Genomic DNA, 26,784 nt, shown 5'->3' on the forward strand with positions numbered 1-26,784 from the left:
ACCTGATTTCATTGTTAACCAGATAGTTACATTACGCAAAGCTGCGCAACACAAAAGTGTGAAGAGCATGCGATTGTCAGCCCTGATACCATCAACCTTATGACAAGACTCAGGTGATAAAGATGACTAACGCAACCGAAGAAAGCAGAAACTGGTTTTCCTCAGGTGGAGAGAACTATGCTCGCTACCGACCGCAATATCCGCCCGAACTGGCAGAATACCTTTCCAGCCTCGCACCAAATACCCAAAATGCGCTGGATGTGGGATGCGGGACTGGGCAGCTTACGCGACAGCTGGCTGAACATTTCGACGCAGTAAAAGGCATTGACCCCAGCGCGAGTCAGCTAGGCAACGCCGTTGCACATCCTCGTATCGACTACGCATGTTCCCCCGCAGAAAATTTGCCCGGACAGCCACTCTCTTACAGCTTGATTACCGCAGCGCAGGCCGCGCACTGGTTCAAGCTGGACGCGTTTTATCAGGAAGTCCGCAGAGTGGCAGTCCCTCAGGGAATATTGGCCCTCATCAGCTATGGCGTTATGCAGCTTGACGACGATCTGAACGACAGATTTCATCAGTTTTATTACGAAGAGATTGGTCCGTTTTGGCCTGCTGAACGCCAGCTGGTTGACAATGGATATCGAGACATCCCTTTTCCCTTTGATGAAATTACCGCGCCTCCTCTGAACATCCGCCTTGAATGGCCGTTAGAAGCACTTATTGGCTATATTTCGACCTGGTCTGCCGTCGCCAGTGCCCGAGAAGCAGGGCGAGAGGAAATGCTGTGCCGTTTTTATGAAGACATTGCGACGCTCTGGGGAACGCCGACAACATGCCGACCGATTCTATGGCCGATTAACATGCGCATTGGGAGAATTGAAAAGTGACAACACCACCGACAGGGGTGGATATAAACAGCGAAGGGGAAATAAACAACGAAAGAGAAATAAAGCGAGTCTGGCAGACTCTGCGATAACGCAATGCCTGCCAGAAGGAAGGCTTAACGCAGGCCGAGCTGGAAAATCATCGTTTCAGCCTGGCAGCTAAACGTGAAATCAATGTCCAGTTTAACACCGCCGTCTACGTCTTCCAGCGTGCTGGTGATTTCGCAAGGTTCGGATTCTACCGCTCGCGCTTTTTCCGTCAGGGCGGCGAGAGTCGCTTCCGCCTCAGCACGATCGCTGAAAACGTTGCTGTAAGACGCCGTGCAATCCGTGTTATCCATGATTGTGCCGACATCGACACAGCAGCAGGCTGCGGTTTCTTCAGCGCTGCATTTGTTGATTACGTTCGTCATGCCTATTTCCTCTTAAAACGCGGGAGATATATACTCGTCATACTTCAAGCTGCATGTGCGTTGGCTTCGCTCACTCACCCGAATCACTTACTTATGTAAGCTCATCGGGACTCCCTCTCTTGCCGCCTTCCTGCAACTCGAATTATTTAGCGTATATGATCCAGTTCAAATATTTTTATCTTCCTTATATTTTACTCCCTCATCCCGAAGCAGTGCCAGCACTTCATGCTGACCAGTAATTTTAGTGATATCAATCACATTACGGTGTTATACGGCAGTAAAGACTGAGTAATATCTCTTCACACAAATTAACCAAAACGTTAAGCAGATCTAAATTTTGCATCATTCCGGACATATTTTTAACACACCAGCGCAACATTGTCGGATTCCCAACTTATACTTTGGCAACTGGTCTGATTTGTCAGGCTGAGTGCGCCCCCTACAATGCGCGTCCCTTGTTACTTCGTGTAACAAAGTTAAATAACAAGCATATAAAGAGGTTTTGGTCATGAACCAGAAAAACCTGTTCAAACAATCCACAATTGCTGTTGCGGTGGCCCTGTTTTCAGCAAATGTGTCCGCGGCTGGTTTCCAGCTAAATGAATACTCATCATCTGGTCTGGGACGCGCGTTTTCTGGTGAAGGTGCCGTAGCCGATAATGCGACCTCCGGTAGCCGTAACCCGGCGACCATGACCATGTTTGACCGCCCGTCCTTCTCCGGTGGTGTCACCTATATCAACCCAGATATCGATGTTCAGGGGAAAAACTCCCTGACCGGGCAAGATACCAGCGCTAAAAACATCGCACCACATGCTTGGGTACCTAACCTGCATTTCATCATGCCGCTGAATGAACAGTGGGCGATTGGTGCTTCCGCCACCACTAACTATGGTCTGGCGACTAAATTTAATGATAACTATGCAGCAGGTTCTATCGGCGGAGAAACCGACCTGTTGACGTCAAACCTGAACCTGAGCGCCGCGTATCGCCTGAACCAACATTTCAGTTTTGGTTTAGGGGTTAACGCGGTTTATGCCGATGCCAAATTTATCCGACGCGCGGGTGAACTGGCTAATGTTCCTGCCGGTGCGGGTGGCGCTCAGGGTGCCGTTGCGGGTCCGTCTTCAGAGATGGCTCGTCTGGAAGGTAAAGAATGGGGATACGGCTGGAACGCCGGTATTCTGTATGAAGTGGATGAAAATAATCGGCTCGGCCTGACCTATCGTTCCAAAGTCGATATCGATTTCAATGGCGATTACAGTAACCAACGCACCGCTGGACCTGGTGCCCTCAATGGCGCAACAGTACCGGGTCAGTTAACACTCAATCTGCCAGAAATGTGGGAAGCATCTGCCTACCACCGTGTAGCGCCGAAATGGGCAGTTCACTACAGCCTGACCTACACCAGTTGGAGCCATTTCCAGGAACTGAAAGCGACAGGTAACGGTGGCAACACGCTGTTCCAGAAAGAGGAAGGCTTCCGTGATGCCTACCGTATCGCACTCGGCACCACCTACTATCATGACGATAACTGGACGTTCCGTAGCGGTATCGCGTTTGATGACAGCCCGGTACCAGCCGACAGACGTTCTATCTCTATCCCCGATCAGGACCGTTTCTGGTTGAGCGCAGGCACCACCTACGCCTTCAATAAAGATGCGTCTGTGGATGTTGGCGTGTCTTATATGCATGGTAAGCAAGTTGATATCAGCGAACCGATCTCTGATAGAGCAGGTTCTCCAAGTTACAACTTCAGCTCCAAAGGTAAAGCCTGGCTGTACGGCGTGAACTTTAACTACGCGTTCTAAATAAAGAATGGCGTTCTAAGTAACGTACGAGTTTATAAATAAAGCACGCGTTCTCATTGCTATCAGTCAGAACGTGATAAAGCAGGTAAGGCAACTTACCTGCTTTTTTATTGCCTGTATCTACCAGACGAAAAGGCACAAAAAAGGCCGCTTTCGCGGCCTTACATTGTTATTTCCAGCTAACCCCGATTACTCAGGCTTAACCTCAATATAGTCCAGGTCCAGCGTGCTGCTGGTGTAGCTACGGATTTTATTGGTCATTTCAATATTACCGTCCAGCTTCTGACCATAAGATGGAATGATCTCTTTCAGTTTGCCCTGCCATTCTGGCGTCGCAACTTTATCTTTAAACACTTTTTCCAGCAGGCTCAGCATAATCGGCGCGGCGGTAGAGGCGCCCGGAGAGGCACCCAGCAGCGCGGCAATCGAGCCATCTTGGGAACTGACAATCTCCGTACCCAGCTTCAGCACGCCGCCTTTGTCATCATCTTTCTTGATAACCTGAACGCGCTGGCCAGCAATCGTCAATCTCCAGTCTTCTTTCTTCGCGTTCGGGAAGTATTCCTGCAACGAAGCGAAACGATCGTCGTCATCCATCATGACCTGACCAACCAGATACTTCACCAGATCGAAGTTATCCAGACCGACGTGCGTCATCGGCATCACGTTGGAGAACGTCACGGAACCGATCAGATCCCACAGCGAACCATTTTTCAGGAACTTGCTGGAGAACGTAGCAAAAGGCCCGAACAGCAGCACTGGCTTACCGTCAAAAATACGGGTATCCAGATGAGGAACGGACATCGGTGGCGCACCGACAGAGGCTTTACCGTAAACTTTCGCCATGTGGCGCTTCACGATTTCCGGGTTTTCTGTCACCAGGAATTCACCACCAACCGGGAAGCCACCGTACAGGTCGGCCTCAGGAATGCCAGATTTCTGCAACAGTTGCAGTGCCGCCCCACCCGCACCGATAAAGACAAACTTCGCCTTAATCACGCTTTCTTTCTCACCGTTCTTCAGATCGGCGTAAGTCACGCTCCAGCTGTTGTCCGCATTACGCTTGATATCACGCACTTCTGAATTCAGGTGCAGCGCAAAATTGGATTTGGTTTTCATCGCACCAACCAGCTGACGCGTGATTTCACCGTAGTTCACGTCGGTACCGATAGGCATACGAGTCGCCGCAATCTTCTGAGCCGGATCGCGACCTTCCATCACCAACGGCGCCCACTCTTTGATCGTATTGGGATCGTCAGAGAACTCCATGCCACGGTACAGCGTGCTGTGCTGCATCGCATCATAACGATGTTTCAGGAAGGCGGTGTTCTCATCACCCCAGACAAAGGCGATGTGCGGCACGCTATTGATGAAAGAGTGCGGATTATTCAGCACGCCGTTTTTCACCTGATAGGACCAGAACTGGCGCGAGACTTCAAACGCTTCGGTAATTTCCAGCGCTTTGCTGATATTGATGGGGCCGTCAGGATTATCCGGCGTGTAGTTGAGTTCCATGAAAGCCGAGTGACCCGTACCGGCATTATTCCAGCCGTTAGAGCTCTCTTCCGCCACGTTATCCATCCGCTCAACCATGTCGATAGACCAGTCTGGTTGCAGCTCCTGTAAATACACGCCCAGCGTAGAGCTCATAATGCCCCCGCCGATCAGTACCACATCCGTTGTCTTCTCTGTCGTTTTAGCATCTTCAGCCATCGCCAGTGGGGCGTTAACCACCACGCTGAGGCAGAAGAACATAGCAAGTAGTTTTTTCATGCTTATATCTCTATTTTTATAAGTGCAGGTAAATAGAATTCCGGGCATTCATTAACACACGGCCACGCCATCATCAGTAAAAAGCATCATTCTTATGACCTTTTTGTTAATAACCTTGCTAACAAAAAAATCAGCGTGCAGACACATTTCAACCATGATGGACATCGGTACGGGTTAACGACGTAGCATTATTGTTATCTGGCGGGAGGAAATAAATTTTAGTAAGTAAATAAATGAACAACAATGCCATAACTTTTAAGAAACAAACCACAGAATCATCATGGTAAAAGTAAGTTTAGCAGTGTTTTATAAAAGCAAAAGGCACCCGCAGGTGCCTGTAAAATGAGCGATGTGACGCGACACTATTTCGCTGAATCGATCTCGTCGAGCGAGTCTTCAATCGCTGCCGCATTTGGGTTCGTCTGCGGGGTGAGTTTTCCATCACTGGCAAGGAAATCATGCCGTTGGAAATAGGCTTCACGCACCATCAGATAAGGATCGGAAGAGTTACTCAGCAGCCCGTCGGAATCCAACAGCTGTGCTCGCGTTTCCAGCCCTTCGATAGCCCATTTACCCGCGGACATCCAGAACGTCAGATAGCTCAGCATCGGATACAGCGTATCCACTACGCCGCCGCCGTCTTCACGAGGTGTCACGCTACCGTAGCCAGGAACGACCAGATAAGGCCCGTAGCCCACGTCATAATGACCCAATGTGCTACCAAAGCGGCGAGACTCTTCTTTCGCCAGTTTCGGGTTAGCCATTGAGGCCACGTCAATCAGGCCGCCCATCCCGAGCAAGGTATTCAGGAAGAAGCGGTTAAAGTGAATCATCGCTTTATACGGCTTACCTTCAACGAAGTAGTTCACCATCGTTGCAGGTTCTTCCAGGTTACTGAAGAAGTTCCCCAGTCCGTTACGCGCGGGCGTCGGCACATAATCACGCCAGGCCACAGCCGCTGGGCGCACCAGATAAGGATCCAGAACGTCATAGTTAAAACTGAACATGGTACGGTTAAAGCCTTCAAGCGGATCAGAACGTCCTTCTTGAGCTCGATCCCCGGAACTGGCGCAGCCGATCAGTAACACGCTGGCAAACACCACCCCACTCAGGCGGTAATTCATATCTGTTCTCCCTGATTTATAGTGTGCTATACCCGCGACCGAAAATGGGTATTCCCAGTATCAGCCCCAGCCTATCAGGCTGAGCGACAAGGACGGGATATCGGCCAACAGTGTAACATTTTATCGCTCCATCGCTACGTTGGCTTACGCATTACTGCATTTTCAGAGGTTTGCCATTTTTCTTATGGGGACAACACGCGGCATCGTTGCGACACGCGCTCCAGCGTGGGCGACAGCACGGTATTCCCTTGTTCCCCTCACAGCTTAGCACCGCCAGCCTAAATCAGTGAGTCACGCAACGCCCCATGTTGTAAAAACTGACTACGCTTATCAGCGGGGCTGTCGGTCATTGCCCCTCAACGTCAGTACCGTTAGCAAGGCACCAACTGGCCCACTCGTCGAGAGAATCGCTATGAACCCACCTCCAGAATCCAGACAAATCCGGCAAGAGAAAGAAAAGGACGTGGCGGTAGAGAGTGAGGAAAGCACGCAGGGAAGAACGATCGATGTAGATGAAGATCACTTGCCTTCCCCCGCCGCCGCAATCCATGAAGAGATTCGTCAGGAAGGGCAAAAGGAGCTGGAACGCGATGCCATGGCGTTACTGTGGTCGGCGATTGCGGCAGGGATCTCCATGGGAACCTCATTCATGGCGGTCGGTATGCTGCACAACCATCTGGCTGGCGTACCCGGCGGCTTTCTGCTGGAGTGCTTCGGTTACACCATCGGCTTTGTGATTGTCATCATGGCGCGCCAGCAGCTGTTCACCGAAAACACGGTCACAGCCGTGCTTCCCATCATGCATAAGCCCACGCGCAGCAATTTCTACCTGCTTGGTCGACTATGGTTCGTCGTGCTGGCTGGCAACCTGATTGGCACAGCCTTGGCCGCCCTCGCCTTTACCTATATGCCCGTTTTTGATGGCGAAACGCGGGTGGCTTTGGTCGACATCGCCATGAAGGTCATGAAGCACTCACCAACGGAGATGTTCGCCAATGCCGTCGTCTCTGGCTGGATTATTGCCACTATGGTTTGGATGCTGCCGCGCGCCTACTCCGCCAAGCTGTGGATTATCATCATCATGACCTGGATGATTGCTTTCAGTAACCTCACCCACATCGTGGCTGGTGCCTCAGAGATTTTCTATCTGGTGTTCATTGGCCACATCCCCTGGCAGGACTTCATCTGGCCGTTTGCTCTGCCCACGCTGGCGGGGAATATCATCGGCGGCACCTTTATTTTCGCACTCATCAGCCATGCGCAAATCCGCAACGACATGAGTCGTTCATCCCACGGCAAACGCCAAAAGGTGCAAGGGAATGGGGAAAAAGAACATCGGCAGAAACGCTGATTGCCGACACTTTGAGCAAACGCACCGTTAAGTGCTTATTCTCAGAGCAAAAATGCGTATAATAGCCGGGCTTCATGTCCCCGTAGTTAAACGGATATAACAAGCCCCTCCTAAGGGCTAGTTGCAGGTTCGATTCCTGCTGGGGACACCATCACATCTCCTACGAACGCTCATTAAATTCTATTTTACCCTTATAATTCATTAAATTAATACGATTCCCCGTCTACTAAAATATACTCAGTTTTACCTACATTCTCACTATGTTGTTGGTATCAATGTTGGTATGGTAAGTTCGATAATACAGATACCATCACTGTAGGAAATTTACTATGGCACTCACTGAGGCAAAGGTTAGAAATGCAAAACCTGCTGAGAAATCCGTCAAACTGACTGATGCAAATGGTATGCACCTTCTGGTCCAATCTAACGGCTCTAAATACTGGCGTTTGCAATACCGTTTTGCAGGTAAGCAAAAAATGTTGGCATTAGGTGTTTATCCTGCGGTTTCTTTAACAGAAGCCCGTCGCAGAAGAGATGAAGCCAGACAACAGATTGCCAATAACATCGATCCAGGTGAAAAGAGAAAAGCGGAAAAGGTTGAAGAGAAAGGTTTACTCACCTTTGAAACCGTTGCCAGAAGCTGGCATGCCAGCAATAAAACCTGGTCTGAGGGGCATCGGACACTGATTCTCAATAGCCTGACAACGCACGTATTCCCAATTATCGGGCAAAAAAATATCACAACGCTTAAAACCCGCGATCTGTTGATTCCCGCTAAAAATGCAGAAAAAACCGGACATCTGGAACTGGCTTCTCGCTTGCAACAGCGCATCACGGCAATCATGCGCTATGCGGTTCATAATGATCTTATCGACGTTAATCCGGCTTACGATCTGGCAGGAGCTATTGCTACGGCTAAAAGTGTCCACCGCCCTGCTCTACCCCTTGAACACATTACCGAACTAATGACACGTATCGAGGCATACAAAGGAAAAGGGATCACCCAATTAGCCGTTCAGTTATGCCTTCTGACATTTATCCGCTCCAGTGAACTGCGGTTTGCGCGTTGGTCAGAGTTCGACCTCAAAAATGCGTTATGGACAATCCCTGCGAAGCGAGATCCACTAAAAAACGTTAAATTTTCCAATCGTGGATCGAAAATGAATACACCGCATTTGGTGCCATTGAGCAAGCAGGCTATTACTATCCTCAAAGAACTCCATGCTATCAGTGGTGAGCACAAACTTGTTTTTATTGGTTTTAGTCACGCAGATAAACCCATAAGTGAAAACACCATTAACAAAGCCTTACGGATCATGGGATATGACACGAAAACCGAAGTTTGTGGGCATGGTTTCCGCACAATGGCATGTAGTGCGCTGATTGAATCAGGATTATGGTCCAGAGATGCAGTTGAACGCCAAATGAGTCATCAGGAACGCAACTCAGTGCGAGCCGCTTATATCCACAAAGCTGAACATCTCGATGAACGTAAACTGATGCTGCAATGGTGGGCTGATTTTCTGGATACGAACCGCAATGGAGTAGTTAGCCCGTTTGAGTTTGCCAACAGGAAGCAATAACCACTCCCTTTCAGCCCCTTCATGGTGGTTGGGGCTTTTTCGGGCAATGTGCTTCAACGTAGATGGGCTACATTTTGAAGGAAAGTAGCCCATATCGTGCAAAAAATACCGCACTTACAGAACAGGTTTTATTTTTTCATTCACCCACACAGTCATATCATGCAGCAGTGTCATTGCCCCCTCCTTATCTTTCGATGGTCCCCAGAAACTGAGTGTTAGATAATTTCCATTATTTGTAATTGTTATTTCAGAATCTTCGCTACTAGCAGTTGGTATAAAATCACCTTTTTTTGAATTATTTCTTACTTCATTTTTAAGTGATTCTATATCATCATATTGGCTCCTACTAATTATTGCATTAACGTAAAATTCAATACCGCCATCATTCTTTTGAGGATGATATACCAAGGTCATGTATGACTCTCCCCATTCACTTGGCATAAAGTGTAATGCTTTATAATCTTCTTTCCAATTATTAACACTCTTTGTGATACGGCTGTCAGGCAATATTTTTGAGAGAATATCATGCCCTTCGAGATAGACAGCATTCTCAAATGAGTCTAATAAGTTCTTAGCTTTTATTAGCTTATCAAAGTTATCCGTAACAAAGGAAATTTGTTCATCATTTAGTAAATTACTCATTTCTCCCTCACTCAAGGTTGATAGATGGGATAGGAATTCTTTATAAAAAAACATCCATTTATTTGATGATTCATCAACGATATCTTTATCTAAACAAGAAAATGCCACATTAACTAACTCAGTATACGTAATCATTTTCCAATTATTATTTACCGACGAGCTATTAGACAAAGGTTTAATAATGCATTTATAGACACGCTGATTATTGTCAACATATTCGTTAAGTTGTTTTTCATACGCATCGAAAGGATTATTAATCACCGATTTAATTTTATTTTCAATGCCTATAATAAATTCATCATGACTTACTACTATATCAATTCTTTCACCATTTTCACAGCAAACCTCTCTTGCAATCCTGAGTGAAGATAAATCTATATTGTCAGTAACCTCGTTAAGAATTTTCAATAATGCAAGTAACAACCAAGGCTTAACTTCTTCATCCCCTCCCATAAACAATGCCATTAGATCCGATGTTGGATTTTCTAAATAACCACATCCGCCTACATCAAAGAAGTTGGTCTCAGGTTTTTCTTGGCTTACTATATTGCCAAGTTGTTCCAGGAAATCATCTGGAAAAACATTTCCGTTCATAATCCCTCATATAATAATTTAATCATAAAAATGGTTTCTGTAATTCAATCACTTTCTACGCCGGTTACTGACCAGTGAATTCTTTGAGTCAGTGACATAGATGATACCGTCTTTCGGTAAAGATTCATTGAGTTATTCACGACCTAAAGGTTATCTATATATGAAAATCAACACATCCCCCTCTGATAACCGCTCTTTACATTGTTTTTTGAGACATTAGCATATCTTCAACCATGATGAACAAAATAGCAGTTATCCTCACCAATAAATAGCAGGCTATTAATATAATAAGAATGTATTCCTCTCATTCACCGATTACACTACAATCTAATTAATCATGTAATTCATGGATGGAATGACAATGACTGAAGCAGATCTGGATGAACTGGCTGATGAAATAGTTCTTCTGTTTACAGCCGGTGAGTATTACAGAGGTATAGGGTCAGGGGTGGGTGAAGTCAGCAAAAACTTTGGCTATCTCGCCTACTCATTCCTTGATACGGATACCAGGTATACACGGTCACGAGAAATGGAAAGAATGATCCGTGCGATACACAGAGGGATTCTTTCACGCGATAAGGTCTATGAAACGGTAAAGAGGATCTTTGATAGCTTCAACAAACACACATCTGAGTCGCAGAAACGGAACATTTACCACGGCGCTGCGGGTGCGATGACCGGAAGTGTCATTGTATCTCAGGTAGTATTGCAGTTAGCAACCCGCATTGGAAATCTGGCGAGTATACCTTCTGTTTTTTCATATTACATATTGTTAGGTGGCGGAATGGCAGAGAGATCAATATTGTCGATAGGTTTTACCAGGGTGATAGGGTTATGGACTGCGTGACCGTCATTACTCATCATATGGTTAAAAGCCAGGATCATGATTTCATCGGTATGTCCTGCCTGATATTGGTTACCAATAGATTCTAATGTGGAGCAGCTCTCAGAAATCAATCCCTGTGATTTACCTTCGATAGTCATGTATGCATAATTAGCCATATAAATTTCCTTTTTAATGGTTTAAACCTTGTGGATATTATCGTTAATGAACATACAAGGCCATTGATGCAAAAACAATAATTAGAATGATATGGATATCAAAGAAATCAGCGAATCAACTTTCTCATTCGTAAACTATGATAGTCGTTCCCCGTTTACTGAGAACGAAATAGCTCTAATAATTTTTTGGAAATAACTTTCAACATGATAAACACATTTAATGAAATAGTTTCACAAGTGATTTTCTTATTCTAAGATGTTAACAACTGATGAAAAAAACCTGTATCATCGTTTTTTCGCCTTACGTAAAGAGAAAACAAACCCCATAAAAAATCATATTATGTGTAATCTAAAAAAGGAGTATATATGTCATTTTCTGTATTGGATCTAAAAAGTATCGCGGCATCAGGCGGTGGAATGGTTCTAGATGCAAGGCCATTTTCTGTACTAGATTTAAAAAGTATTGCAGCTTCTGCTTCAGGAAAACAAGCTAGAATAGTTCTTAAGAACTTGCAAGGTAAGTCAGTCCTAGATCTTAAATCGATTGCCGCATCAGGAAATGGATGTGTTGTTTTTGACTACACCTAAAAACGAAATAATACGCAACTAAGCTGAGAGGAATTTAAGCCAGATATGATCTGAAAGATAACCGTATAAATAACCGGATTCTATTATATCAAGTCTGAACTAATAAAATTAAATCCTCAGAAAAAAACTCTTAGCTATAATTAAAAAAATTAGGGAGGCTGGTTTTACCCTCCCTTACTTTTACTTTTCCCCGCCACCGGCTATAGCTATTTCATCATTAGAGTCTATCTTAGGTTTTTTGTCCTTTGCGTCATCTTGTTTTTTTCGCTGCAAACCTAATTTTTGTAAAACCCCATCGACTCTCTCCCCTCCAGAACTAATAAAATCCTTAAATTTTTCAGAAGAAACAATTTCCATCATAGGAGATGAGTGGGAGGCTTCTTCAACAAATCGTAAAGGTGGTTCTTCTAATCTGGTCAACGCATTACCAAATAACCTTTGGGTAAAACCATCATCTAACTGAATAGCTTCTCTCCTATACCCTTCATAAGCTTTAGAAACTGATGCTTTAAACTCATAGTCTTCGGCAAGCTTAAATCTCTGCCCTATTTGCTTTGTTGCCAACCAGGCAAACCATAACGGTGCACCAACACTAAATGCAGAGAGAAATATTTGTATTATCATCTTAAATATAGATGTATCTGATGATGATAAATAACTTTCTAATGCCTGCAATCTGAAATATCCAACGATGGCACCTAAAATCAAAGCACAAATTAACCCACCGACCCAATATCGAATACTCACATTCAATTTAATTGCTTTATCTTCAAAAGCCCCTGCAAGTCCTTTCGAGGTCGTAGTCCTGAATGCTTCCTCACATTTATCTATATATACTTCAGCCTCACTCTTAAGACCATCCATATATTCTTTAGCTTCGTTTTCAACATTTGATTTCAAGATCTTTATTTCAGAATAAAAATTCTCTATTTCTTTGTGAAGTTTATCTGAATTATCGTGGGCTTGTGTAGTAAGAGAGAAATTTTCCTCTGAGGATATTTTTAGTTTATCAATTTCTTCTTTTATATCCCTTAAATTCTTTAAGGTTGTAGGGAGTCCTTCTGCTGCATCATACGCTTCGTTAATGGTATCTATTTTTTCGTCTATACTTCCTGATTTTTCTTGAATTTCATTTAGCTTTGAATTGTAAAGTTCTAATCTACTTATTATTTTTTTTGGTAGCAAATCTTTATTAGCTAACACTTCAAAAGAAAAAAGATCATTGATACCATTACTAACAACCAGCATAGACAGAAAGAAAGAATAAATAGCTGGAGCAGAAACATTTACATTACTGCTTATTAGATGAGGAATGTTTTTTTTAGAATTATCTATCGCTAAAATGAAATATTCAATCGATGCTATATCCTCTTCGGACGGAAAATATTTTTTAAATCGAGAGATTTTATCTGATAGCTCTTTAGGGAAATAAACGATGTCGCTTGAATTGAGGAAGGGGAACTTATAATCGCCATTATCAATTAAATTGTCGAAAGGAAATGTCAACTCTTCTAATGCTGTATGCAAGCCTTCAAGCTTTTCTTGAAGCTGTATCAACTTCTCATGCACGATTATCTTCTCCATTCATAGTAAACATAAAATGATTATTTGGTTTTTATATAAAAACTATAGCTTACCCTTTCGGCTCAATCCCCTGCTTTCTCAACTCCTGACGGGCAAGCTCTTTAAACCAGTTGCCGAGGCTGACACCTTCTTTTGCTACGACTTCATCAAGCTGTTCACGTAACTCAGGCGAGATCCGAATCTGAAAAGTGGGTGATTTCCCCACTGATGAAGATTTTTTCGTATCGCGCTTTATCATTGACATGTACGTACCTTTTTAACTATGCTTGATTTTATAGGTACGTACCCTATCACAAGTCTCACACTCATCACCAGTTTCGCCCCTGAAAGGTATGCGACTACCAGACAGGGGCTGACCACAACGTTATAGGACTAACGACATGGCTATCAGCAAGTCTAGCAATTCCCTATTGGAAGATCAGCACTTTAAGCAATCCAGTAAACGTTATTTTAATCTGTTCTGGCAAGCTACGGAGGTGCGTCATGTTCGATAACACTCCGTTAGAACAAGAAGAAATCATCGACCAGTGCAGAGCGTTGATCTACGCCGTGATCGAGACCAAGCAGCCACAGGTGAAAGAAATTCTGACGTTCATTCTTTGGGAAAGACTCGACTGGTTGTATCAGGATTTTCATGCGGAAGAAGTCGTTCAAAACCAGTAATGTGAAATAATTACCATTCCTTCCGTAATCGGATCTGGCATACAGGCATACTCTGCCAGTCAGATCCCCCCTTAATAGATCACTTTAAGTGAATTCAATCCGAGTTTTGAATGTGGAGTTTCAGCCCAGCACCTTGCACTGTTACCTGAAACAGTATGGTATTGTCTGGCGCAAATCTGCGCTAACGCTAACTCAGGAGTTGGTAGAACATCTCATGGCTCATCAGGATGAAGTCGATATCAATCTGAATCCCATAATCAGTGCGGGATCGGTGACTAGGGGGCAACAAGGACACTTTGCCACACAAGCACAGAACCAGAAATATATCTGTCCTGAGCACATAGCACGAGTGAAGACCATAACGTTAGTTGGCATAGAACTACATCATCCACAAAAGACGAGAAGTTTATCGCGTGGTAAACACGAGTTATCTGAAGTGGAACGGTAGACAAAGAAAGGTATGTATTGGCATTACTGCCTTATGATATTTATCATATATGGCATACCTACTCTATATAAAATTATATTATGAAAAAACTATTTGAGTCAAACATATATACGTATGCTATAAAATAGGCACTTTAAATTCATTAAAAAACAATACGTTGTAAAAACCAACAATTAAAATCATCTAAAAAAACAAAAAGATAACAACAAATTTACAATCAGATAGATTTGATGTAGGATTCTGTTACATATCTGGTTGGAGCAATAAGATGAAATCTGAAAGCACAGCAAAAAAATCTATTGAAAACAAAGCCATTACTATAAAAAATAATGCAGTTCTAGCACGTCTAATGGAGGAGGTTAGACACGAGAAAGATATAATGGCAAACAGCCGTTATGATCGTGTTCACAACCGCCACAACCGTTAGTCAAATGTTAGACACAGTTCTGTTAAAAACAGCAAGTAGGTGCAACCTGGATTGCACCTACTGCTATGTGTATCGGGGGGCAGATACGAGCTGGAAGGAACAGCCGTATCATATGTCAGATACAACGATCAAAAAAATAATAGAAAGACTGTCTGAATACAGCACTTATCAAAGTGCTGGTTTTGCCATAGTTCTACATGGTGGGGAACCACTTTTACTTGGATACAAACGTCTCGTCTCCCTACTTACAGGACTAAGAAATTATTTAATTCCTGAAAAATACCCCATAAGTATACAAACTAATGGAGCTTTAATTAGTGATAAAATTCTTGAACTATGTGAAGAGAATCAAGTAAGCATCTCTGTAAGTATAGATGGTTCAAGAAAAGCGAATGATATTGCTCGGTTTACTAGGAGCGGGAAAAGTAGCTTCAATGAAGTTGTTGCTGGTATAAAAAAACTAAGTTCGCATCCTAATAGTAAGTTCTTGTTTGCAGGAACTTTATCCGTCGTACACCCCAATATAAATCCACAGGATACTTATAACTATTTAAAAAAATTAAATACACCAAGTATGGATTTTCTTTTTCAGGATGGAAACCACGATAAACTTCCTGTCGGGAAAAGAGGCTTTGTCTCAACTGAATATGGAAACTGGTTACACTCTATTTTTTTACTTTATATTAATGATCCCTCACCTGTACCAATAAAAATCCTGGATGACATTATTAAAATTTTACTTGGTGGCACGCCAAGTAAAGAGGGAAAAGGAGAAAATTATTTTGGAATTCTTGTGATTGAATCTGATGGAGAAATTAGAAAAAATGACACTTTGAGAGCCTCTTTCGAAGGAGTAGATTATTTTATCAATCGCCCGAATATTTATAATTCGTCTATTTCAGACGTGATCAACACTGATGAGTTTAAAAAATACACAAAAACATCCATGCCGATATCCGAGACTTGCAAATCCTGTGAACACATTCATGTTTGTGGCGGGGGGATGCCGCTGTATAGATGGAGTAAGGAAAATGGATTTAATAATCCCTCCGTATATTGTGAAGATCATAAAGTTGTTATAAATGAAATAAAAAAATACTTAATTGATAACAGTCTAATAAGTGAGCAATAAAATGATTACAACAGCATGGGAAAAAGAAATAAATACCTCTCCATATAAATATTTCTCTTGCTCTTCAGGGTTACCATCAGAGATATCGGATGATATTTTAGGTTGGCTTGAAACCAATGCCCCCTGGAAAAGAGTTAATCAGTCATTTTATGACCAATATGAATTTAGTTTTTATGATGCCGAACTACCAGAAAAAATCAGTTTTATTAAAAGCGATATTTTTATTAATGAACTAAAATCCTTTCTCGAAAAAAACTTCACTGTATGTTTGTCAAACAAAGTTGATATTGTTGCTCACAAACTTATATCAGGTGATAAAATTAAAATCCACAATGATTATATAGAAGGACAAGAGAGTCACAGGATTCTTTTTCATTTTAATAAGGAGTGGAACGAAAATAATGGTGGATATTTTATGGTTTTTTCTGAGGACAACCCCGAGTCGTTACATGCTATAATTCCTCCCTTACATGGAAATGTCCAAGGATTCGAAATCTCCATAAATTCACATCATGCTGTTAGCAAAGTATATGATATGGAAAGATATAGTATCTTATATTCTTTTTACAGGAAAAAACATGGACATTAATAAATTCATATGCAAACCATTATCATGGGGATATAACGATCCTATTTTTTTATCCTTATGTGAGGACCATGCCGGATATACTATAAAAAATACGACCCAACTCCAAAATAATTCAGAAAAAGACTTTATTTTAAAAAAACCGGGCATAGATTATATACATCCAAAATTCCTGTCTGAATCAGAAAAAATAGCATGGGAATCGATGGGTATATCTTTTGTAGAGGAAGAGAATTTCCAGTATAGCTCATTCAATGATTTAGCATTGCAGATGTATGAAAGCCTTACATGCGTCAGAAACTTACAAAGCTCCATTTCGTCATTTGCCTTGGTATTTCATCCAATTTTATCAGCACCAAATAATGACGTTAGTTTCAGTGACCCAGATATCCCTTTTGATATTTTTTGCTCTATACCATCGATTCAAGAAGCGGATCGTTTAGAAAGATTCACAGAAAGTGTTATTCACGAAACTTTACATCTTCAACTAACTTGTATTGAAAAACACATTCCATTGTTTCACGAAGAGTATTTATCTAACCACTTTTATTCTCCGTGGAAAGGTGAAGGTAGAAATGAAAGAGGCCTACTTCATGCCATTTATGTTTTCTCAAACATCAGAAAATACTGGATTACAATGAACAACTCATCTGTGAAAAATAGTAATTTCATAGAAAGAAGAATAATTTCTATAACGAACGAATTAGAAAAATCTGAACATATATTTACAAGCAAGGCCTTAACAAAGGAAGGCAGTAGACTCGCAACACTCTGTTTTTCTGATTTATAGCCGAGATAACATATTTAATTTAACCGACAATATTTTCATTCTTTATAGGATCGCTATCTTATAGAGCAGTAGTAGTCGGTATGCTCGGCATAAACTTTATTTTTATAAAAATAATTAACAACAATCGATAAAGCAGCATCTAAATTAGATGACAGCTATAAACATAGCTGTCATCTGAAAATCAATAGCTATTCCAGTTATTCTCTAACCAAGCAATTACATTTTTATGGCTACGGACATCACCTGGTAGATTTTCTCTGATCATCTTTTCTACTTTAAGACCAATCGCCTTATTTTTTAAAGAGTGTTTCTCAGCGAATCTATTGATAAATGGAAGGACTTCATACCCTTCATGTCGGTTAAGCAATGTGCTATCTGGCTTTCCTGTCTTTTTCGGATCATCATTACCTAATGCTGTCCAACTATATTTATACTTTAAATCTGATTGTGATAAAAGAGCCATTTCTCACCTCATTACATTATTTAATTGACGAAAGTAGTAAATATATTTCACCGAGCCAAAACCCCCAATGAATTCAGCAACTGGGTATCTAACGTTTCAGTGGCTGGTAAAGGAAGACCTTTATTAATCCGATATGTTCTTATAGCTGATCGGGTTCCTGGTCCCATGACGCCATCAATGATGCCCTCATAATAGCCTTTATCAAACAAGGCAAATTGCACACGCATGATAAGCCTGCGTCTCTTTTCCTGATCGGAAGAGACACCATTCATGGAGGTATTGGTATTTTGGCTCGTTCCAGATCTTGAAGAGCTTACAGAATTTCCGGTTTCAGGGCGAAGCGCTCTCGTTGAAGGTGAAGATGCCGCTGGCGAAGATGGTGATGACGTCACGCCTGAGCTGCGACTCCCGGAAGATGAACCACTGCTGCGGGGGTAATATGGCGTAGCACTACCGCCATAATATCCACCACCTGATGAAGAACGGTGAGAGCTGTGCGAACTGTGGCTACGATGAGAGCTGTGGCTTCGGTGACCGGCAATATAAAAAGGCACTTCGGTATTGAGCGGTGCAAGCACAAGGTCGTGATCATTTAACGGAGAGTAGCCAAACTCTTCAATATTCATCGCTGCATCACTGGCCCATACAGAGTTATTGAGTGCTAAAAACCCAGGTAATAAAGCGGCTAACTTTAATCTTTTCATAGTATTGGTCTCGGCATTTGATGAAAACGGCCTTTTGATGAGGAGAAATAACCTGCACAGGATGATTTTTTACTGCATGAATCACACGCTTCTGGATAGTAGTTTTTCCAGTCAGAAATAGATTGCGTTGAATAATCCCATAAAGACTCAGGCAGGTGACACAGTGGGTAATTAAATATCACCAATGGGATCCCTGCTCTGTTGGCTGTATCGGTAGCCAAAGACAGAGAGGTAGCATACGAATCGTGGCTGACAAAAATCTCATCCCAGTTTTTTCTTGCCCAGCCAATAGATTCCAGCCCCATAATGGAGATCTGGCTGATGTTAGAAAAAACCCTGCCAATATATTCCACAACGTCAGCAAGATCGTGATAATTCACCTTTGTTGGGATGATCCTTAATTCAATGCTGATACCTGAATTTCCAGCGTTAATTAAACCCTTAACGGTGTCCCTGAAAGCACCATCACTCCCCACAAGATGATCATGAATTTGTTGTCGTGAAGAATAAAGCGGAATCCCAAAGGTGATATTCATTCTTTTGCTTCGTTCCCTCACCTTTTCGGCAAAGCGTGCATCAGCAAACTGTCGGCCATTGGTTAATACATGCAGGGAGGTATCAGGAGCATTATCGATAACGAAATCAAGAAATGAGAGAAATTCTTCGCCATACAGCAGAGGCTCACCACCACTGACCCCGACAAGCCCATTAAAGTTAAATGCCGCAATCGCAAGGGCAGACTGTGTAAGAAGCCAGTCATCATTGGGCGTTTTGGGTGGTTGAGAACAAAACAGGCATCGGTTATTACATCTTTCCGTCACAAGGACAGTATTATGATTCGCTCTGCGAGACAAAGTCACTCTGAGCATATTGCCATTATTCACAACGCCAATATCGCCATCTTCTACGGACTCGTATAGCTGATTACTGACAATAGAGCCAGCATAATAAGGTGCAACCACACCATCATCAAAAGAAGGTTGGATCAGTAAATTTGGCAGAAAAAATTGTGGGTCAACGGGCTTGTTTTTGCACAGCCGATAGAAACCCATTTCAACCGTGTTTTTTGCCGTAAAACGGAAAATATCGTTTCTTAGCACCTCAGACATAAGCCCACCTTTTTAGCATCGTTGCGGTAGGCCCATCCTGAGCAATGGCATTCATCAGGAACCGGAACATTCCCTTATGATATTGGCAGAAGATGGAGCGGCTTCTGTCGCCTACCGGCTCTCCCTGAACACTAATATTCTGGCAAGGGTCAGCGCCGCAAAATGGCTGGTAAGCACAGGTATCACAACCCGGTAGAGCAAAATTGAACGATGAACTCAGGACTGACTGATAGTAAGGGCTTTGAGAAAAAGACAATCCTGAAACAGCCCCGGCACTAAAATCAGCATCTGCATTCACTTTCTGAAGCATTCTGCTTTCGTCGCTGCCATAAACACGGCCATCATAGTTAAAGAGAATACAGTTCAATACGACGCCGCTGGGAGATTTCAGATCGGCATAGCCACTAAAACCAGGATTAAAAATCCGTTTTAAATGTATCGCGGCTGAGTGTTCAACAACGGCAGTGCCTTTCTGGTTGTGCCACAGGATCTCTTCAATCAACGTGGCGTAGAAGTCGAAATATTCCTGCATAGAGAAAGTAAAACTTTCTTTATGGGCAAATCCGTAGGGGCTAACAGGTCTGACAAAGATATCAGTCAAACCTAATCCCAGATGGGCATCAATGATTGAACCCGGATGTTGGATCAGTGCCTTGGTAACGGTCGTGACTGTCGCCACGCGACCTGCGCCAAGCTGCTCCCGAACCGCCAGCATCCCCGCAACGGCTTTTGAATAGGATTTACCTTCGGCAAGGAGACGGTTTTTATTATGGATATCCTCACCACCGTCCAGAGAAACGGAGAACGTGATATTGCGATCTTTAACCCAGTCCATCATGGACGATTCAAGCAGTGAGAGCGTTGTGGCAATCACCATTTCAAAGCATTGCTGCCCCAGCGTTCTCTCACACTCAGCATATATTTCCTGGATCAGATCAAACCGGAGTAAAGGCTCCCCGCCCTGCACTTCTATTTTATAGGGAGGGGAAGACAGTTTTTTAATGGTCTGAACGATGTCAGGGATAAGAAGCGGATCAAGATCGTAACCTTCAGCACCGATTGCCGCCCGGCTGACCTGACAATACTTGCAGGTATGATCGCACCGCAATGTTGGCACAATCATGAAAACCGGTCTGACAGCCAGATCGTTCATCAGCCGTTTAGCAAATCCTGAACTGAGTGAAGCAGAAGCCAGGTCTTCGGAAGAATCGTCGGCAATGAAAAGCTTACTTTCCAGAATGTCACTAGACCGGAACTCCGGCGACCATTTATTGCAGGAAAGGCTTTCTAATTCATCGTTAGAGATGAAGTGATGAAAGCCAGCCAGATTGCTGATGAACACCCTGCCATCATTCAACCTGTCAAAGTTAAATGGCATTGGCTTCATTCATTCAGCCTCGCATCAATGCTTCTCAGCACAGTGGAGATGATTGAAGCCCTGATATGTCCGGTATGGCTTTGGTGGGCTTCACGAAGCTTGTAATCATTCAGGAGGCGTTCAAATTCAAATTTGATGGTATCGTCAAAGGAATCAAAAGAGACGATCCAGTTGTTGTCATCTGCTCCCAGTTGCCATCTTGTATAAGCAGACATCCAATACAAACTATTTCTCACCACCCATTCAGAATGGTTTGTTTTTTCTATAGTTTTTATAAACATTGCTGTCCTGTCTAATTAGTAACAATTAAAAAATTACAGATGTAAAATATTTTTATGCTAATGATTTTTAAAATACTGCTTATACGATATAGCTCTACTATTGAAAAAGATCCACCTGAGAGCTAAAAAATAATTAATCCAATAATTTTAGCCAAAAAAATGATAGCAAGATAATAATATCAACTTAGTTTATTTTGATTTAACTCGTATCCAGTTGATGACATGTTACATACAGGTGGATAGGTCATTGATCAGTTCTGTGCCTCAATTTACGCCGTGCTCGAAACCAAATAGCCACAGGTTAAAGAGATTTTGACGTTCATCCTCTGGGAAAGACGGGACTGGCGGCATCAAGATTTTCATGTTGAGAATTTATCTAATACGCCAATGATGCAGCAGTATCATCTTTCAATGGTTAATCTATTGAAATAGAGGAACAAAGTGTTTGCTAAGTAGGTTCTAGCTTATTGGTGGCATACATTTATAAAATGAGAAGATATCTTTAATTTCAGAAATTTTCTTCGGTATAAGTTACTTTTCCGTCAATCCAAGGTGCAGCTATATCAGTTGATAGGGTATTGAAAAATGAATTCCATCTATTCTCATCATGAGCGTTTGGTCCAACTACGAATAACAACAAATAATCATTATTGACTTCATCATGGGCATAAATTAACCAGTAATCAGAATTAGGATCTTTCAAAGCAGTAGTTCTGTCATAACTTGATCTACTTTCCCATTTTGCTTTGATTTGATCATTGGTTGCTAAATGAATATGAAATAGATATGAAGCTTTTAAATTAATATCCCTACCGAATCTATCTATCTTTTTATGATTAATTTTATAATCATAAAAATCTAAATAATAATATTCCCAATTTTGGATTGTTTTAAATAAATCGCTAACATAAACTTTGCTCAATTTAGTGAACCTTAATTTTTATCTTGTTATTGGCAATTTCCCAGTTTTAATAAAATATTCAAGCACAGCTTCGCTTCGGATTTTTGCCGCTTCAAGATCATCATCAGTAATACGACTTTTCTGTTCAATTACAGATGGTTGTAGATCTGACCTTCTTTTATAATGTTTAGAAGCCATATCTTCTGTTGGCATAAAATGCATATACTTAATCATAATTACAATCCCCTCAAAAGCTAAGAATTTAAAATTCTCCCTACAATATTATGCATAACCAAGCATGAATTGTCAATTATTTTTAAAAACATTAGTAGAATTTGGTCTCGATATTAATGAACTCGACATTTATGGAAAAACACCGTTGTTTTATTGTCAGGATATAGCTATATTCAATGAAATGCTCAATCACGGTGCAGATATTAATCATAGAGACAATACTGGCAGAAGCATTGCATTTTATTATCATAATGAAGATATTCTTGATGTAATACTTAATCATCCAGCAACAGATTATAATTTAAAAAGTAATGATGATGGAAGTATTCTTTCTGACAGTTTGTTCAGTTACTATCCTGACTTCATCATGAAGTACAAGCACAGATTTAATTTCAAAGAAGTTTTAATAACTAAGATTTCCTTTAATGAACCTCAGTTACTAAAAACCCTATTATCCAATGGCTTTAAATTTGAATTAGCTAAAAAAGTATTGTTAGGATATCCTCCTGAACACAATTCTGTTGAATTAAAGTAATTATTAGATATCATTTTAAAATCCAAAACACCGGATTACAGAAAATCCGTTTTTTATTTTATCGAATATAATGACATACCAGCAAAGATTTATACATTAAATGACTTACATCAAATAAGTAGTTTAGTATCGAATTAATGCCGTTTGCACTACAGCGTCCCAATAGTAGTAGCCAAAACTATCATTTAAATTGACATTATGTGTATATCTATATATAAAATTTCCACACCAAAATTTTCGATACAGAGGGAATAAATGGAAAATAAAAGTCAAGACAAAAAACAAAACAAGATGGAATTAGATAATGTTTTTTCTTTAGAAAGACGTTTCCCCGAAGTATCGAATATCTTTACAATCTATAAAGATGTTAATGCGTCAGAGAAAAATACCCTCATTTTTTTAGATACAAATGTTCTTTTGCTTCCTTATGTAGCCAAGCAACTTGGAAAACAAGACATTAAAGAAATTCAAAAACTTTATGTAGAACTAAAAAGTGAAGGAAAGCTATTTATTTCAGACAGGGTAGCAAGAGAATTTATAAAAAACAGAGATAACAAAATATCTGATATTGTGAAAGCATTGTCCGACGATAATAGTAGAATAAAACAATTAGAATCGTTATCTAAAATATTCCAAGAAACAAGCCAATTTGAAGAATTAGAAAATTTATCCACAAAAATAAATGAATTGATAGTAAATTATAAAAAAAAGCATAATAAGATGGTGGATGAAGTTAAATCCTGGAAAGGGGAAGATCCAATAACAACTATTTATGATAAAGTTTTTGATTCTAAAAATGTAATTTCAGTATCTGACAGTGAAGAGGTATTACTCACTGAATGGGGATATAGGAAAAAAATGAGAATCCCTCCAGGATATAAGGACTCAGAAAAAGATGATACAGGTGTTGGTGATTTTCTAATATGGAAATCAATACTGCAATTAGGAAAAGAACAGCAGAAAGACATCATTTTTATAACAGGTGAAAAGAAGAGTGATTGGTTTACATTATCAAATAACGAACCAATATCAGTTCGTTCAGAATTAAACGATGAGTTTAGAAGAACAACTGGTAAGTCAATAGGATTAATGAATTTGGCTGGTTTGCTTTCTGTATATAAGTTCTCAACAGAAATAGTTGATAAAGTTGAAAATGCGGAGTCTATCTTTAATAACCATTACTTACCTAAAAATGCTATAAAAAAACTCAGTAATAATTTAGAAGAAACATATTACCTCATATCCGAAATTGATTCTTTCGATTATTCGACTCATAATGGAACAATCGAAATGAGTAATGGGAAAATAGCATTCAATGTGAAATTCAGTAAAGCAAGTGATACTACTATACACGTATATAAAGATGGTGATTCGTATCAAATAGCGAGAGTTAAAAACTCCAATAGGGGTGATGTTTTAGAATTTGAAAACTATGATAGTAGCTCAAGAGGATACACTATCCATAAAGGAGAAGTGGTACTATTTAGAAATATGCAAGGTGATGTCTTAGCAATAAGAATTATAAATATTAAAGATGATTCCCGTAATGATGATCAAGATCTAGTCCAATATATATATGTAATTTACCCATATGGTGATGAAATAACTGCCCCATAACTAATAATGAGCAAGGGCTAACTCTACGAAGCGCTACGCTGCTTCTTCGAGTTCTCCCTTGTTTTTTCGCCCTTCGGTTGAAAAAAATTAAAATAAAAATCAATACCATACGGATTGACATTGTTGGCTTCTGTCATATAAGTAAGTATAAGCATACGGAATATGCTTTTATTTAAGATTATATGAAAAGGAGTTCATATGAGCACTGGTAATACTTTTAATAATATCCTTCGCTGCCATTGCGTCAGTGTTAGGCTTAATGATGAAGAGTTGTCGCTTCTGAATGAAAAACGAGGCCGTCATCGCAAAGGCGAATGGCTGCGTATGGCATTTCTGCATAACCTTCCCCCCGTTATTCCCCCGATTAATCTCGAAGCATGGAAAACCCTTGGTGAGGTTTCACAGAAGCTGAACAGGCTGGTCGCCCATCTGGATAACAAGGGTAATGACAGCCCACTCTCACAAACTGAACTCTTTGCCGTGAAGCGTCAGATCTCAGAGCTTCGCACAAATTTGATCACAGATAATATGTGGAGTGCTTCCCATGAAGGGAATGCAGAAGATCAGGCGGGGTAAAAACTTCGCTGGTGTCGTTCTCTACGCATTAAGACCAGGCTCTCATCATCAATGCACACCTTATGTCATTGGTGGAAACATGATGGGGGATATATCCGGTGATCTGATCGCTGAATTTACTACCACAAAAACGCTTCGCCCGGATGTGGCCAAACCCGTATGGCATAATTCGCTTCGATTACCGAAGAACGAAGCGTTAACGAATTCGGAGTGGTCAAAAATCGCTGATGATTACATGTCCCGAATGGGCTTCTCTGAAACGCACCTGAGATGCTATGTGTTACATGATGATGTTGACGGCCAGCACATTCACATTATTGCCAGTCGTATCGATCTCGTTAATGGAAAACTTTACTTAGGTAAAAATGAAAACCTCATCAGCACCCGCATCATCCAGCAGCTCGAACGCGACTATTCACTGACAAGAACCAAAGGGCCGGAATTGGTAGCATCACTATCCCCAGCTTCGCCCTTCCCTCCTTCGCAGTCTAGAAAATCCCCGACACAAAAGCCTATGGGCGCAATACCGAAACCTAAAAGGCTGTCGCGTAACGAAGCGATGATGGAGAAGTATAAAGGAGAGCCATCACCAAAAACACTCATCCAGGAAGCACTTGAAGCGTTGCTTCCTGATAAACCCTCCATTACTGAGTTTGTGAAACAGCTTGCTGCCCACAATATCAAAGCGCTTCCCAATATCGCTTCCACGGGAAAGATGAACGGCTTCTCATTCGAATACAGCGGGATTGCTTTCAAAGCTTCGCAATTAGGCAAAGGCTATTCCTGGTCTGTCTTGCAGCACAGACTCAATTACCAACCGGAACGCGACAATGCTTTCCTGTTTGGATTGAAAATGCCCTCAGTCAGTGAAGCATCTGTTAGTGAAGCGCCCGTTAGTGCCATAGCAACGGATACCCCTGAAATCATCAAAGAAGACGTTAACACTTCCATCGAAGCGCTTATCTTCGATAACGAAGCTGGTCAGGGCGAATACGCTATCGATTCTCCCAAAGCGCTTCTCTCTGATGCTGATGGTAAAGAAGCGCATGCAACCGAAGCGGTAAAAGAAGTTGATGCCGGTAGTAAAGAAACATATGCAACCGAAGCGGTAAAAGAAACTCACCGCAGAAAACCGATATCTATGGTGCTAACAGGCTTCAGATGGTTAGAAACCATCCCCTACCTCAACATCATCATTGGCATGTTAAAAAAACTCAAAATCCCAACCCTCAAACGTCCAGGTAAACACAACACCATTACTGGCGTGAAGATGATAGAAATTACGACCACACCAAAAACCACCATTCAAACGCCCCAAAAATCACACCCATCATCATTCCAAATGTAGGACAGGCAAGGCTTCTGCAAGTCCTTCTTCATACAAAAAAGACAAGATTAACGATCGGTATAAACGATCTATATTTTATTTATGATAGTTTTTAACTATCACAAGTAAACCATCGATCGTTATAAGCGATTTGCTTTGTTTAATCACAACTGTTCAAAATGTAGCTTTGCGATATCTCATAATAGACTGATTTAACTGGTCTATTTACTTATTCAGCTAACGAAAAGGTTTCAAAATGACAAAC

Annotated in this window: 28 protein-coding genes and 1 tRNA gene; 15 read left to right on the forward strand and 14 right to left on the reverse strand. The window is 41.5% G+C overall.

Translation table 11 applies throughout. The features are described 5' to 3' along the window. Positions 1-122: 122 nt before the first annotated feature. The gene (locus tag QWJ20_RS15480; RefSeq protein ID WP_433992919.1) at positions 123-887 is read left to right on the forward strand and encodes a class I SAM-dependent methyltransferase; all 765 of its coding nucleotides are present in this window, start codon (positions 123-125) and stop codon (positions 885-887) included. 113 nt (positions 888-1,000) lie between these two features. On the opposite strand, the gene QWJ20_RS15485 is transcribed toward QWJ20_RS15480, so the two are convergent. Beyond that, positions 1,001-1,297 carry a YfcZ/YiiS family protein gene (locus QWJ20_RS15485; protein WP_109411414.1) on the reverse strand — a complete coding sequence of 99 codons (297 nt, stop codon included), beginning with the start codon at positions 1,295-1,297 and terminating at the stop codon, positions 1,001-1,003. A 508-nt stretch (positions 1,298-1,805) separates the two neighbouring features. Here QWJ20_RS15485 and fadL point away from each other — a divergent pair. After that, positions 1,806-3,107, forward strand: coding sequence for a long-chain fatty acid transporter FadL (gene fadL, locus QWJ20_RS15490; protein WP_095700087.1), 1,302 nt, complete (start codon positions 1,806-1,808; stop codon positions 3,105-3,107). A gap of 189 nt (positions 3,108-3,296) precedes the next feature. On the opposite strand, the gene mqo is transcribed toward fadL, so the two are convergent. Together mqo and mlaA are read right to left on the reverse strand one after the other, a co-directional pair. After that, a complete protein-coding gene (gene mqo, locus QWJ20_RS15495; RefSeq protein WP_433992920.1) occupies positions 3,297-4,880 on the reverse strand; it encodes a malate dehydrogenase (quinone) in 1,584 nt (527 codons plus the stop codon). A 362-nt stretch (positions 4,881-5,242) separates the two neighbouring features. Further along, positions 5,243-6,004 carry a phospholipid-binding lipoprotein MlaA gene (gene mlaA, locus QWJ20_RS15500; RefSeq protein ID WP_095995053.1) on the reverse strand — a complete coding sequence of 254 codons (762 nt, stop codon included), beginning with the start codon at positions 6,002-6,004 and terminating at the stop codon, positions 5,243-5,245. Between the two features lie 412 nt (positions 6,005-6,416). Here mlaA and QWJ20_RS15505 point away from each other — a divergent pair, with 412 nt between their 5' ends. The 3 genes from QWJ20_RS15505 to QWJ20_RS15515 all read left to right on the forward strand — a co-directional run bounded on the left by QWJ20_RS15505 (position 6,417) and on the right by QWJ20_RS15515 (position 8,938). Beyond that, positions 6,417-7,355: a formate/nitrite transporter family protein gene (locus QWJ20_RS15505; RefSeq protein ID WP_433992921.1), complete on the forward strand. Its 939-nt coding sequence runs from the start codon at positions 6,417-6,419 to the stop codon at positions 7,353-7,355. A gap of 76 nt (positions 7,356-7,431) precedes the next feature. Further along, positions 7,432-7,506, forward strand: a tRNA-Arg gene (locus QWJ20_RS15510). A gap of 178 nt (positions 7,507-7,684) precedes the next feature. Further along, complete coding sequence (locus QWJ20_RS15515; protein WP_433992922.1) at positions 7,685-8,938, forward strand: tyrosine-type recombinase/integrase; 1,254 nt, start codon at positions 7,685-7,687, stop codon at positions 8,936-8,938. 114 nt (positions 8,939-9,052) lie between these two features. Here the strand turns inward: QWJ20_RS15515 and QWJ20_RS15520 are convergent, their stop codons facing one another. Both QWJ20_RS15520 and tssD read right to left on the reverse strand, forming a co-directional pair. Then, the gene (locus QWJ20_RS15520; protein WP_433992923.1) at positions 9,053-10,174 is read right to left on the reverse strand and encodes a PD-(D/E)XK nuclease family protein; all 1,122 of its coding nucleotides are present in this window, start codon (positions 10,172-10,174) and stop codon (positions 9,053-9,055) included. A 762-nt stretch (positions 10,175-10,936) separates the two neighbouring features. Next, entirely contained in the window at positions 10,937-11,176 is a 240-nt protein-coding gene (gene tssD, locus QWJ20_RS15525; protein ID WP_433992924.1) for a type VI secretion system tube protein TssD, read from the reverse strand. 366 nt (positions 11,177-11,542) lie between these two features. Between tssD and QWJ20_RS15530 the strand changes: the two genes are divergently transcribed. Beyond that, positions 11,543-11,764: a hypothetical protein gene (locus QWJ20_RS15530; RefSeq protein WP_433992925.1), complete on the forward strand. Its 222-nt coding sequence runs from the start codon at positions 11,543-11,545 to the stop codon at positions 11,762-11,764. A 180-nt stretch (positions 11,765-11,944) separates the two neighbouring features. On the opposite strand, the gene QWJ20_RS15535 is transcribed toward QWJ20_RS15530, so the two are convergent. Beyond that, the gene (locus tag QWJ20_RS15535) at positions 11,945-13,333 is read right to left on the reverse strand and encodes a hypothetical protein (protein WP_433992926.1); all 1,389 of its coding nucleotides are present in this window, start codon (positions 13,331-13,333) and stop codon (positions 11,945-11,947) included. Positions 13,334-13,397: 64 nt separating this feature from the next. Continuing rightward, a complete protein-coding gene (locus QWJ20_RS15540; RefSeq protein ID WP_433992927.1) occupies positions 13,398-13,592 on the reverse strand; it encodes a toxin-antitoxin system HicB family antitoxin in 195 nt (64 codons plus the stop codon). A gap of 239 nt (positions 13,593-13,831) precedes the next feature. On the opposite strand from QWJ20_RS15540, the gene QWJ20_RS15545 reads away from it, so the two are divergent. The 5 genes from QWJ20_RS15545 to QWJ20_RS15565 all read left to right on the forward strand — a co-directional run bounded on the left by QWJ20_RS15545 (position 13,832) and on the right by QWJ20_RS15565 (position 17,394). Next, positions 13,832-14,011 (forward strand): hypothetical protein, encoded by a 180-nt coding sequence (locus tag QWJ20_RS15545; protein WP_273854968.1) that lies wholly within the window; start codon positions 13,832-13,834, stop codon positions 14,009-14,011. 716 nt (positions 14,012-14,727) lie between these two features. Beyond that, positions 14,728-14,886: a YhhA family cyclophane-containing RiPP gene (gene yhhA, locus QWJ20_RS15550; protein ID WP_433992928.1), complete on the forward strand. Its 159-nt coding sequence runs from the start codon at positions 14,728-14,730 to the stop codon at positions 14,884-14,886. Positions 14,887-14,890: 4 nt separating this feature from the next. Continuing rightward, on the forward strand, positions 14,891-16,018 hold the full coding sequence (gene yhhB / locus QWJ20_RS15555; protein WP_433992929.1) for a cyclophane-forming radical SAM/SPASM peptide maturase YhhB: 1,128 nt from the start codon (positions 14,891-14,893) through the stop codon (positions 16,016-16,018). A gap of 1 nt (position 16,019) precedes the next feature. After that, positions 16,020-16,607: a cyclophane-containing peptide 2OG-Fe(II) oxygenase YhhC gene (gene yhhC / locus QWJ20_RS15560; RefSeq protein WP_119888056.1), complete on the forward strand. Its 588-nt coding sequence runs from the start codon at positions 16,020-16,022 to the stop codon at positions 16,605-16,607. Next, positions 16,597-17,394: an aKG-HExxH-type peptide beta-hydroxylase gene (locus QWJ20_RS15565; RefSeq protein ID WP_119888057.1), complete on the forward strand. Its 798-nt coding sequence runs from the start codon at positions 16,597-16,599 to the stop codon at positions 17,392-17,394. The genes yhhC and QWJ20_RS15565 overlap by 11 nt, the downstream gene beginning before the upstream one ends. A 181-nt stretch (positions 17,395-17,575) precedes the next feature. Here QWJ20_RS15565 and QWJ20_RS15570 read toward each other — a convergent pair whose 3' ends face one another. From QWJ20_RS15570 to QWJ20_RS15600, 7 genes are all read right to left on the reverse strand, one after another. After that, positions 17,576-17,857, reverse strand: a complete 282-nt coding sequence (locus QWJ20_RS15570; protein WP_433992930.1) for a hypothetical protein — start codon at positions 17,855-17,857, stop codon at positions 17,576-17,578. Positions 17,858-17,904: 47 nt separating this feature from the next. Next, positions 17,905-18,561: a His-Xaa-Ser repeat protein HxsA gene (gene hxsA, locus QWJ20_RS15575; protein ID WP_433992931.1), complete on the reverse strand. Its 657-nt coding sequence runs from the start codon at positions 18,559-18,561 to the stop codon at positions 17,905-17,907. Beyond that, on the reverse strand, positions 18,558-19,670 hold the full coding sequence (gene hxsC, locus QWJ20_RS15580) for a His-Xaa-Ser system radical SAM maturase HxsC (protein WP_433992932.1): 1,113 nt from the start codon (positions 19,668-19,670) through the stop codon (positions 18,558-18,560). Before hxsC ends, hxsA begins: the two co-directional genes overlap by 4 nt. Then, positions 19,663-21,057 (reverse strand): His-Xaa-Ser system radical SAM maturase HxsB, encoded by a 1,395-nt coding sequence (gene hxsB, locus QWJ20_RS15585; RefSeq protein ID WP_433992933.1) that lies wholly within the window; start codon positions 21,055-21,057, stop codon positions 19,663-19,665. The genes hxsC and hxsB overlap by 8 nt, the downstream gene beginning before the upstream one ends. Then, a complete protein-coding gene (hxsD, locus tag QWJ20_RS15590; protein ID WP_433992934.1) occupies positions 21,054-21,329 on the reverse strand; it encodes a His-Xaa-Ser system protein HxsD in 276 nt (91 codons plus the stop codon). The genes hxsB and hxsD overlap by 4 nt, the downstream gene beginning before the upstream one ends. Positions 21,330-21,837: 508 nt before the next feature. Continuing rightward, a complete protein-coding gene (locus QWJ20_RS15595) occupies positions 21,838-22,251 on the reverse strand; it encodes a type II toxin-antitoxin system YafO family toxin (RefSeq protein WP_433992935.1) in 414 nt (137 codons plus the stop codon). Positions 22,252-22,269: 18 nt separating this feature from the next. After that, complete coding sequence (locus QWJ20_RS15600; RefSeq protein WP_433992936.1) at positions 22,270-22,464, reverse strand: hypothetical protein; 195 nt, start codon at positions 22,462-22,464, stop codon at positions 22,270-22,272. 64 nt (positions 22,465-22,528) lie between these two features. Between QWJ20_RS15600 and QWJ20_RS15605 the strand changes: the two genes are divergently transcribed. The 4 genes from QWJ20_RS15605 to QWJ20_RS15620 all read left to right on the forward strand — a co-directional run bounded on the left by QWJ20_RS15605 (position 22,529) and on the right by QWJ20_RS15620 (position 26,540). After that, positions 22,529-22,999, forward strand: coding sequence for a hypothetical protein (locus QWJ20_RS15605; RefSeq protein ID WP_433992937.1), 471 nt, complete (start codon positions 22,529-22,531; stop codon positions 22,997-22,999). A 255-nt stretch (positions 23,000-23,254) separates the two neighbouring features. Beyond that, positions 23,255-24,616, forward strand: a complete 1,362-nt coding sequence (locus QWJ20_RS15610; RefSeq protein ID WP_433992938.1) for a PIN domain-containing protein — start codon at positions 23,255-23,257, stop codon at positions 24,614-24,616. Positions 24,617-24,814: 198 nt separating this feature from the next. Continuing rightward, the gene (locus tag QWJ20_RS15615; RefSeq protein WP_433992939.1) at positions 24,815-25,192 is read left to right on the forward strand and encodes a hypothetical protein; all 378 of its coding nucleotides are present in this window, start codon (positions 24,815-24,817) and stop codon (positions 25,190-25,192) included. Further along, positions 25,161-26,540, forward strand: a complete 1,380-nt coding sequence (locus tag QWJ20_RS15620; RefSeq protein WP_433992940.1) for a relaxase/mobilization nuclease domain-containing protein — start codon at positions 25,161-25,163, stop codon at positions 26,538-26,540. Before QWJ20_RS15615 ends, QWJ20_RS15620 begins: the two co-directional genes overlap by 32 nt. The last annotated feature ends 244 nt before the right edge of the window (positions 26,541-26,784 follow it).

Origin of the sequence: Pectobacterium sp. S5 (assembly GCF_051707265.1) — a bacterium.
Classification (GTDB): domain Bacteria; phylum Pseudomonadota; class Gammaproteobacteria; order Enterobacterales; family Enterobacteriaceae; genus Pectobacterium; species Pectobacterium polare.

What these genes read in the sequence shown, in the direction of transcription:
- hxsC (WP_433992932.1), bottom strand. Translation starts at nt 19,670, where the DNA reads ATGTCTGAGGTGCTAAGAAACGATATTTTCCGTTTTACGGCAAAAAAC.
- yhhA (WP_433992928.1), top strand. Translation starts at nt 14,728, where the DNA reads ATGAAATCTGAAAGCACAGCAAAAAAATCTATTGAAAACAAAGCCATT.
- hxsD (WP_433992934.1), bottom strand. Translation starts at nt 21,329, where the DNA reads ATGTTTATAAAAACTATAGAAAAAACAAACCATTCTGAATGGGTGGTG.
- QWJ20_RS15505 (WP_433992921.1), top strand. Translation starts at nt 6,417, where the DNA reads ATGAACCCACCTCCAGAATCCAGACAAATCCGGCAAGAGAAAGAAAAG.
- mlaA (WP_095995053.1), bottom strand. Translation starts at nt 6,004, where the DNA reads ATGAATTACCGCCTGAGTGGGGTGGTGTTTGCCAGCGTGTTACTGATC.
- QWJ20_RS15565 (WP_119888057.1), top strand. Translation starts at nt 16,597, where the DNA reads ATGGACATTAATAAATTCATATGCAAACCATTATCATGGGGATATAAC.
- QWJ20_RS15480 (WP_433992919.1), top strand. Translation starts at nt 123, where the DNA reads ATGACTAACGCAACCGAAGAAAGCAGAAACTGGTTTTCCTCAGGTGGA.
- tssD (WP_433992924.1), bottom strand. Translation starts at nt 11,176, where the DNA reads ATGGCTAATTATGCATACATGACTATCGAAGGTAAATCACAGGGATTG.
- QWJ20_RS15615 (WP_433992939.1), top strand. Translation starts at nt 24,815, where the DNA reads ATGAGCACTGGTAATACTTTTAATAATATCCTTCGCTGCCATTGCGTC.
- QWJ20_RS15485 (WP_109411414.1), bottom strand. Translation starts at nt 1,297, where the DNA reads ATGACGAACGTAATCAACAAATGCAGCGCTGAAGAAACCGCAGCCTGC.
- hxsB (WP_433992933.1), bottom strand. Translation starts at nt 21,057, where the DNA reads ATGAAGCCAATGCCATTTAACTTTGACAGGTTGAATGATGGCAGGGTG.
- QWJ20_RS15600 (WP_433992936.1), bottom strand. Translation starts at nt 22,464, where the DNA reads ATGATTAAGTATATGCATTTTATGCCAACAGAAGATATGGCTTCTAAA.
- QWJ20_RS15605 (WP_433992937.1), top strand. Translation starts at nt 22,529, where the DNA reads ATGAATTGTCAATTATTTTTAAAAACATTAGTAGAATTTGGTCTCGAT.
- yhhB (WP_433992929.1), top strand. Translation starts at nt 14,891, where the DNA reads ATGTTAGACACAGTTCTGTTAAAAACAGCAAGTAGGTGCAACCTGGAT.
- QWJ20_RS15570 (WP_433992930.1), bottom strand. Translation starts at nt 17,857, where the DNA reads ATGGCTCTTTTATCACAATCAGATTTAAAGTATAAATATAGTTGGACA.
- QWJ20_RS15545 (WP_273854968.1), top strand. Translation starts at nt 13,832, where the DNA reads ATGTTCGATAACACTCCGTTAGAACAAGAAGAAATCATCGACCAGTGC.
- mqo (WP_433992920.1), bottom strand. Translation starts at nt 4,880, where the DNA reads ATGAAAAAACTACTTGCTATGTTCTTCTGCCTCAGCGTGGTGGTTAAC.
- QWJ20_RS15610 (WP_433992938.1), top strand. Translation starts at nt 23,255, where the DNA reads ATGGAAAATAAAAGTCAAGACAAAAAACAAAACAAGATGGAATTAGAT.
- fadL (WP_095700087.1), top strand. Translation starts at nt 1,806, where the DNA reads ATGAACCAGAAAAACCTGTTCAAACAATCCACAATTGCTGTTGCGGTG.
- QWJ20_RS15530 (WP_433992925.1), top strand. Translation starts at nt 11,543, where the DNA reads ATGTCATTTTCTGTATTGGATCTAAAAAGTATCGCGGCATCAGGCGGT.
- QWJ20_RS15520 (WP_433992923.1), bottom strand. Translation starts at nt 10,174, where the DNA reads ATGAACGGAAATGTTTTTCCAGATGATTTCCTGGAACAACTTGGCAAT.
- QWJ20_RS15540 (WP_433992927.1), bottom strand. Translation starts at nt 13,592, where the DNA reads ATGTCAATGATAAAGCGCGATACGAAAAAATCTTCATCAGTGGGGAAA.
- yhhC (WP_119888056.1), top strand. Translation starts at nt 16,020, where the DNA reads ATGATTACAACAGCATGGGAAAAAGAAATAAATACCTCTCCATATAAA.
- QWJ20_RS15620 (WP_433992940.1), top strand. Translation starts at nt 25,161, where the DNA reads ATGAAGGGAATGCAGAAGATCAGGCGGGGTAAAAACTTCGCTGGTGTC.
- hxsA (WP_433992931.1), bottom strand. Translation starts at nt 18,561, where the DNA reads ATGAAAAGATTAAAGTTAGCCGCTTTATTACCTGGGTTTTTAGCACTC.
- QWJ20_RS15515 (WP_433992922.1), top strand. Translation starts at nt 7,685, where the DNA reads ATGGCACTCACTGAGGCAAAGGTTAGAAATGCAAAACCTGCTGAGAAA.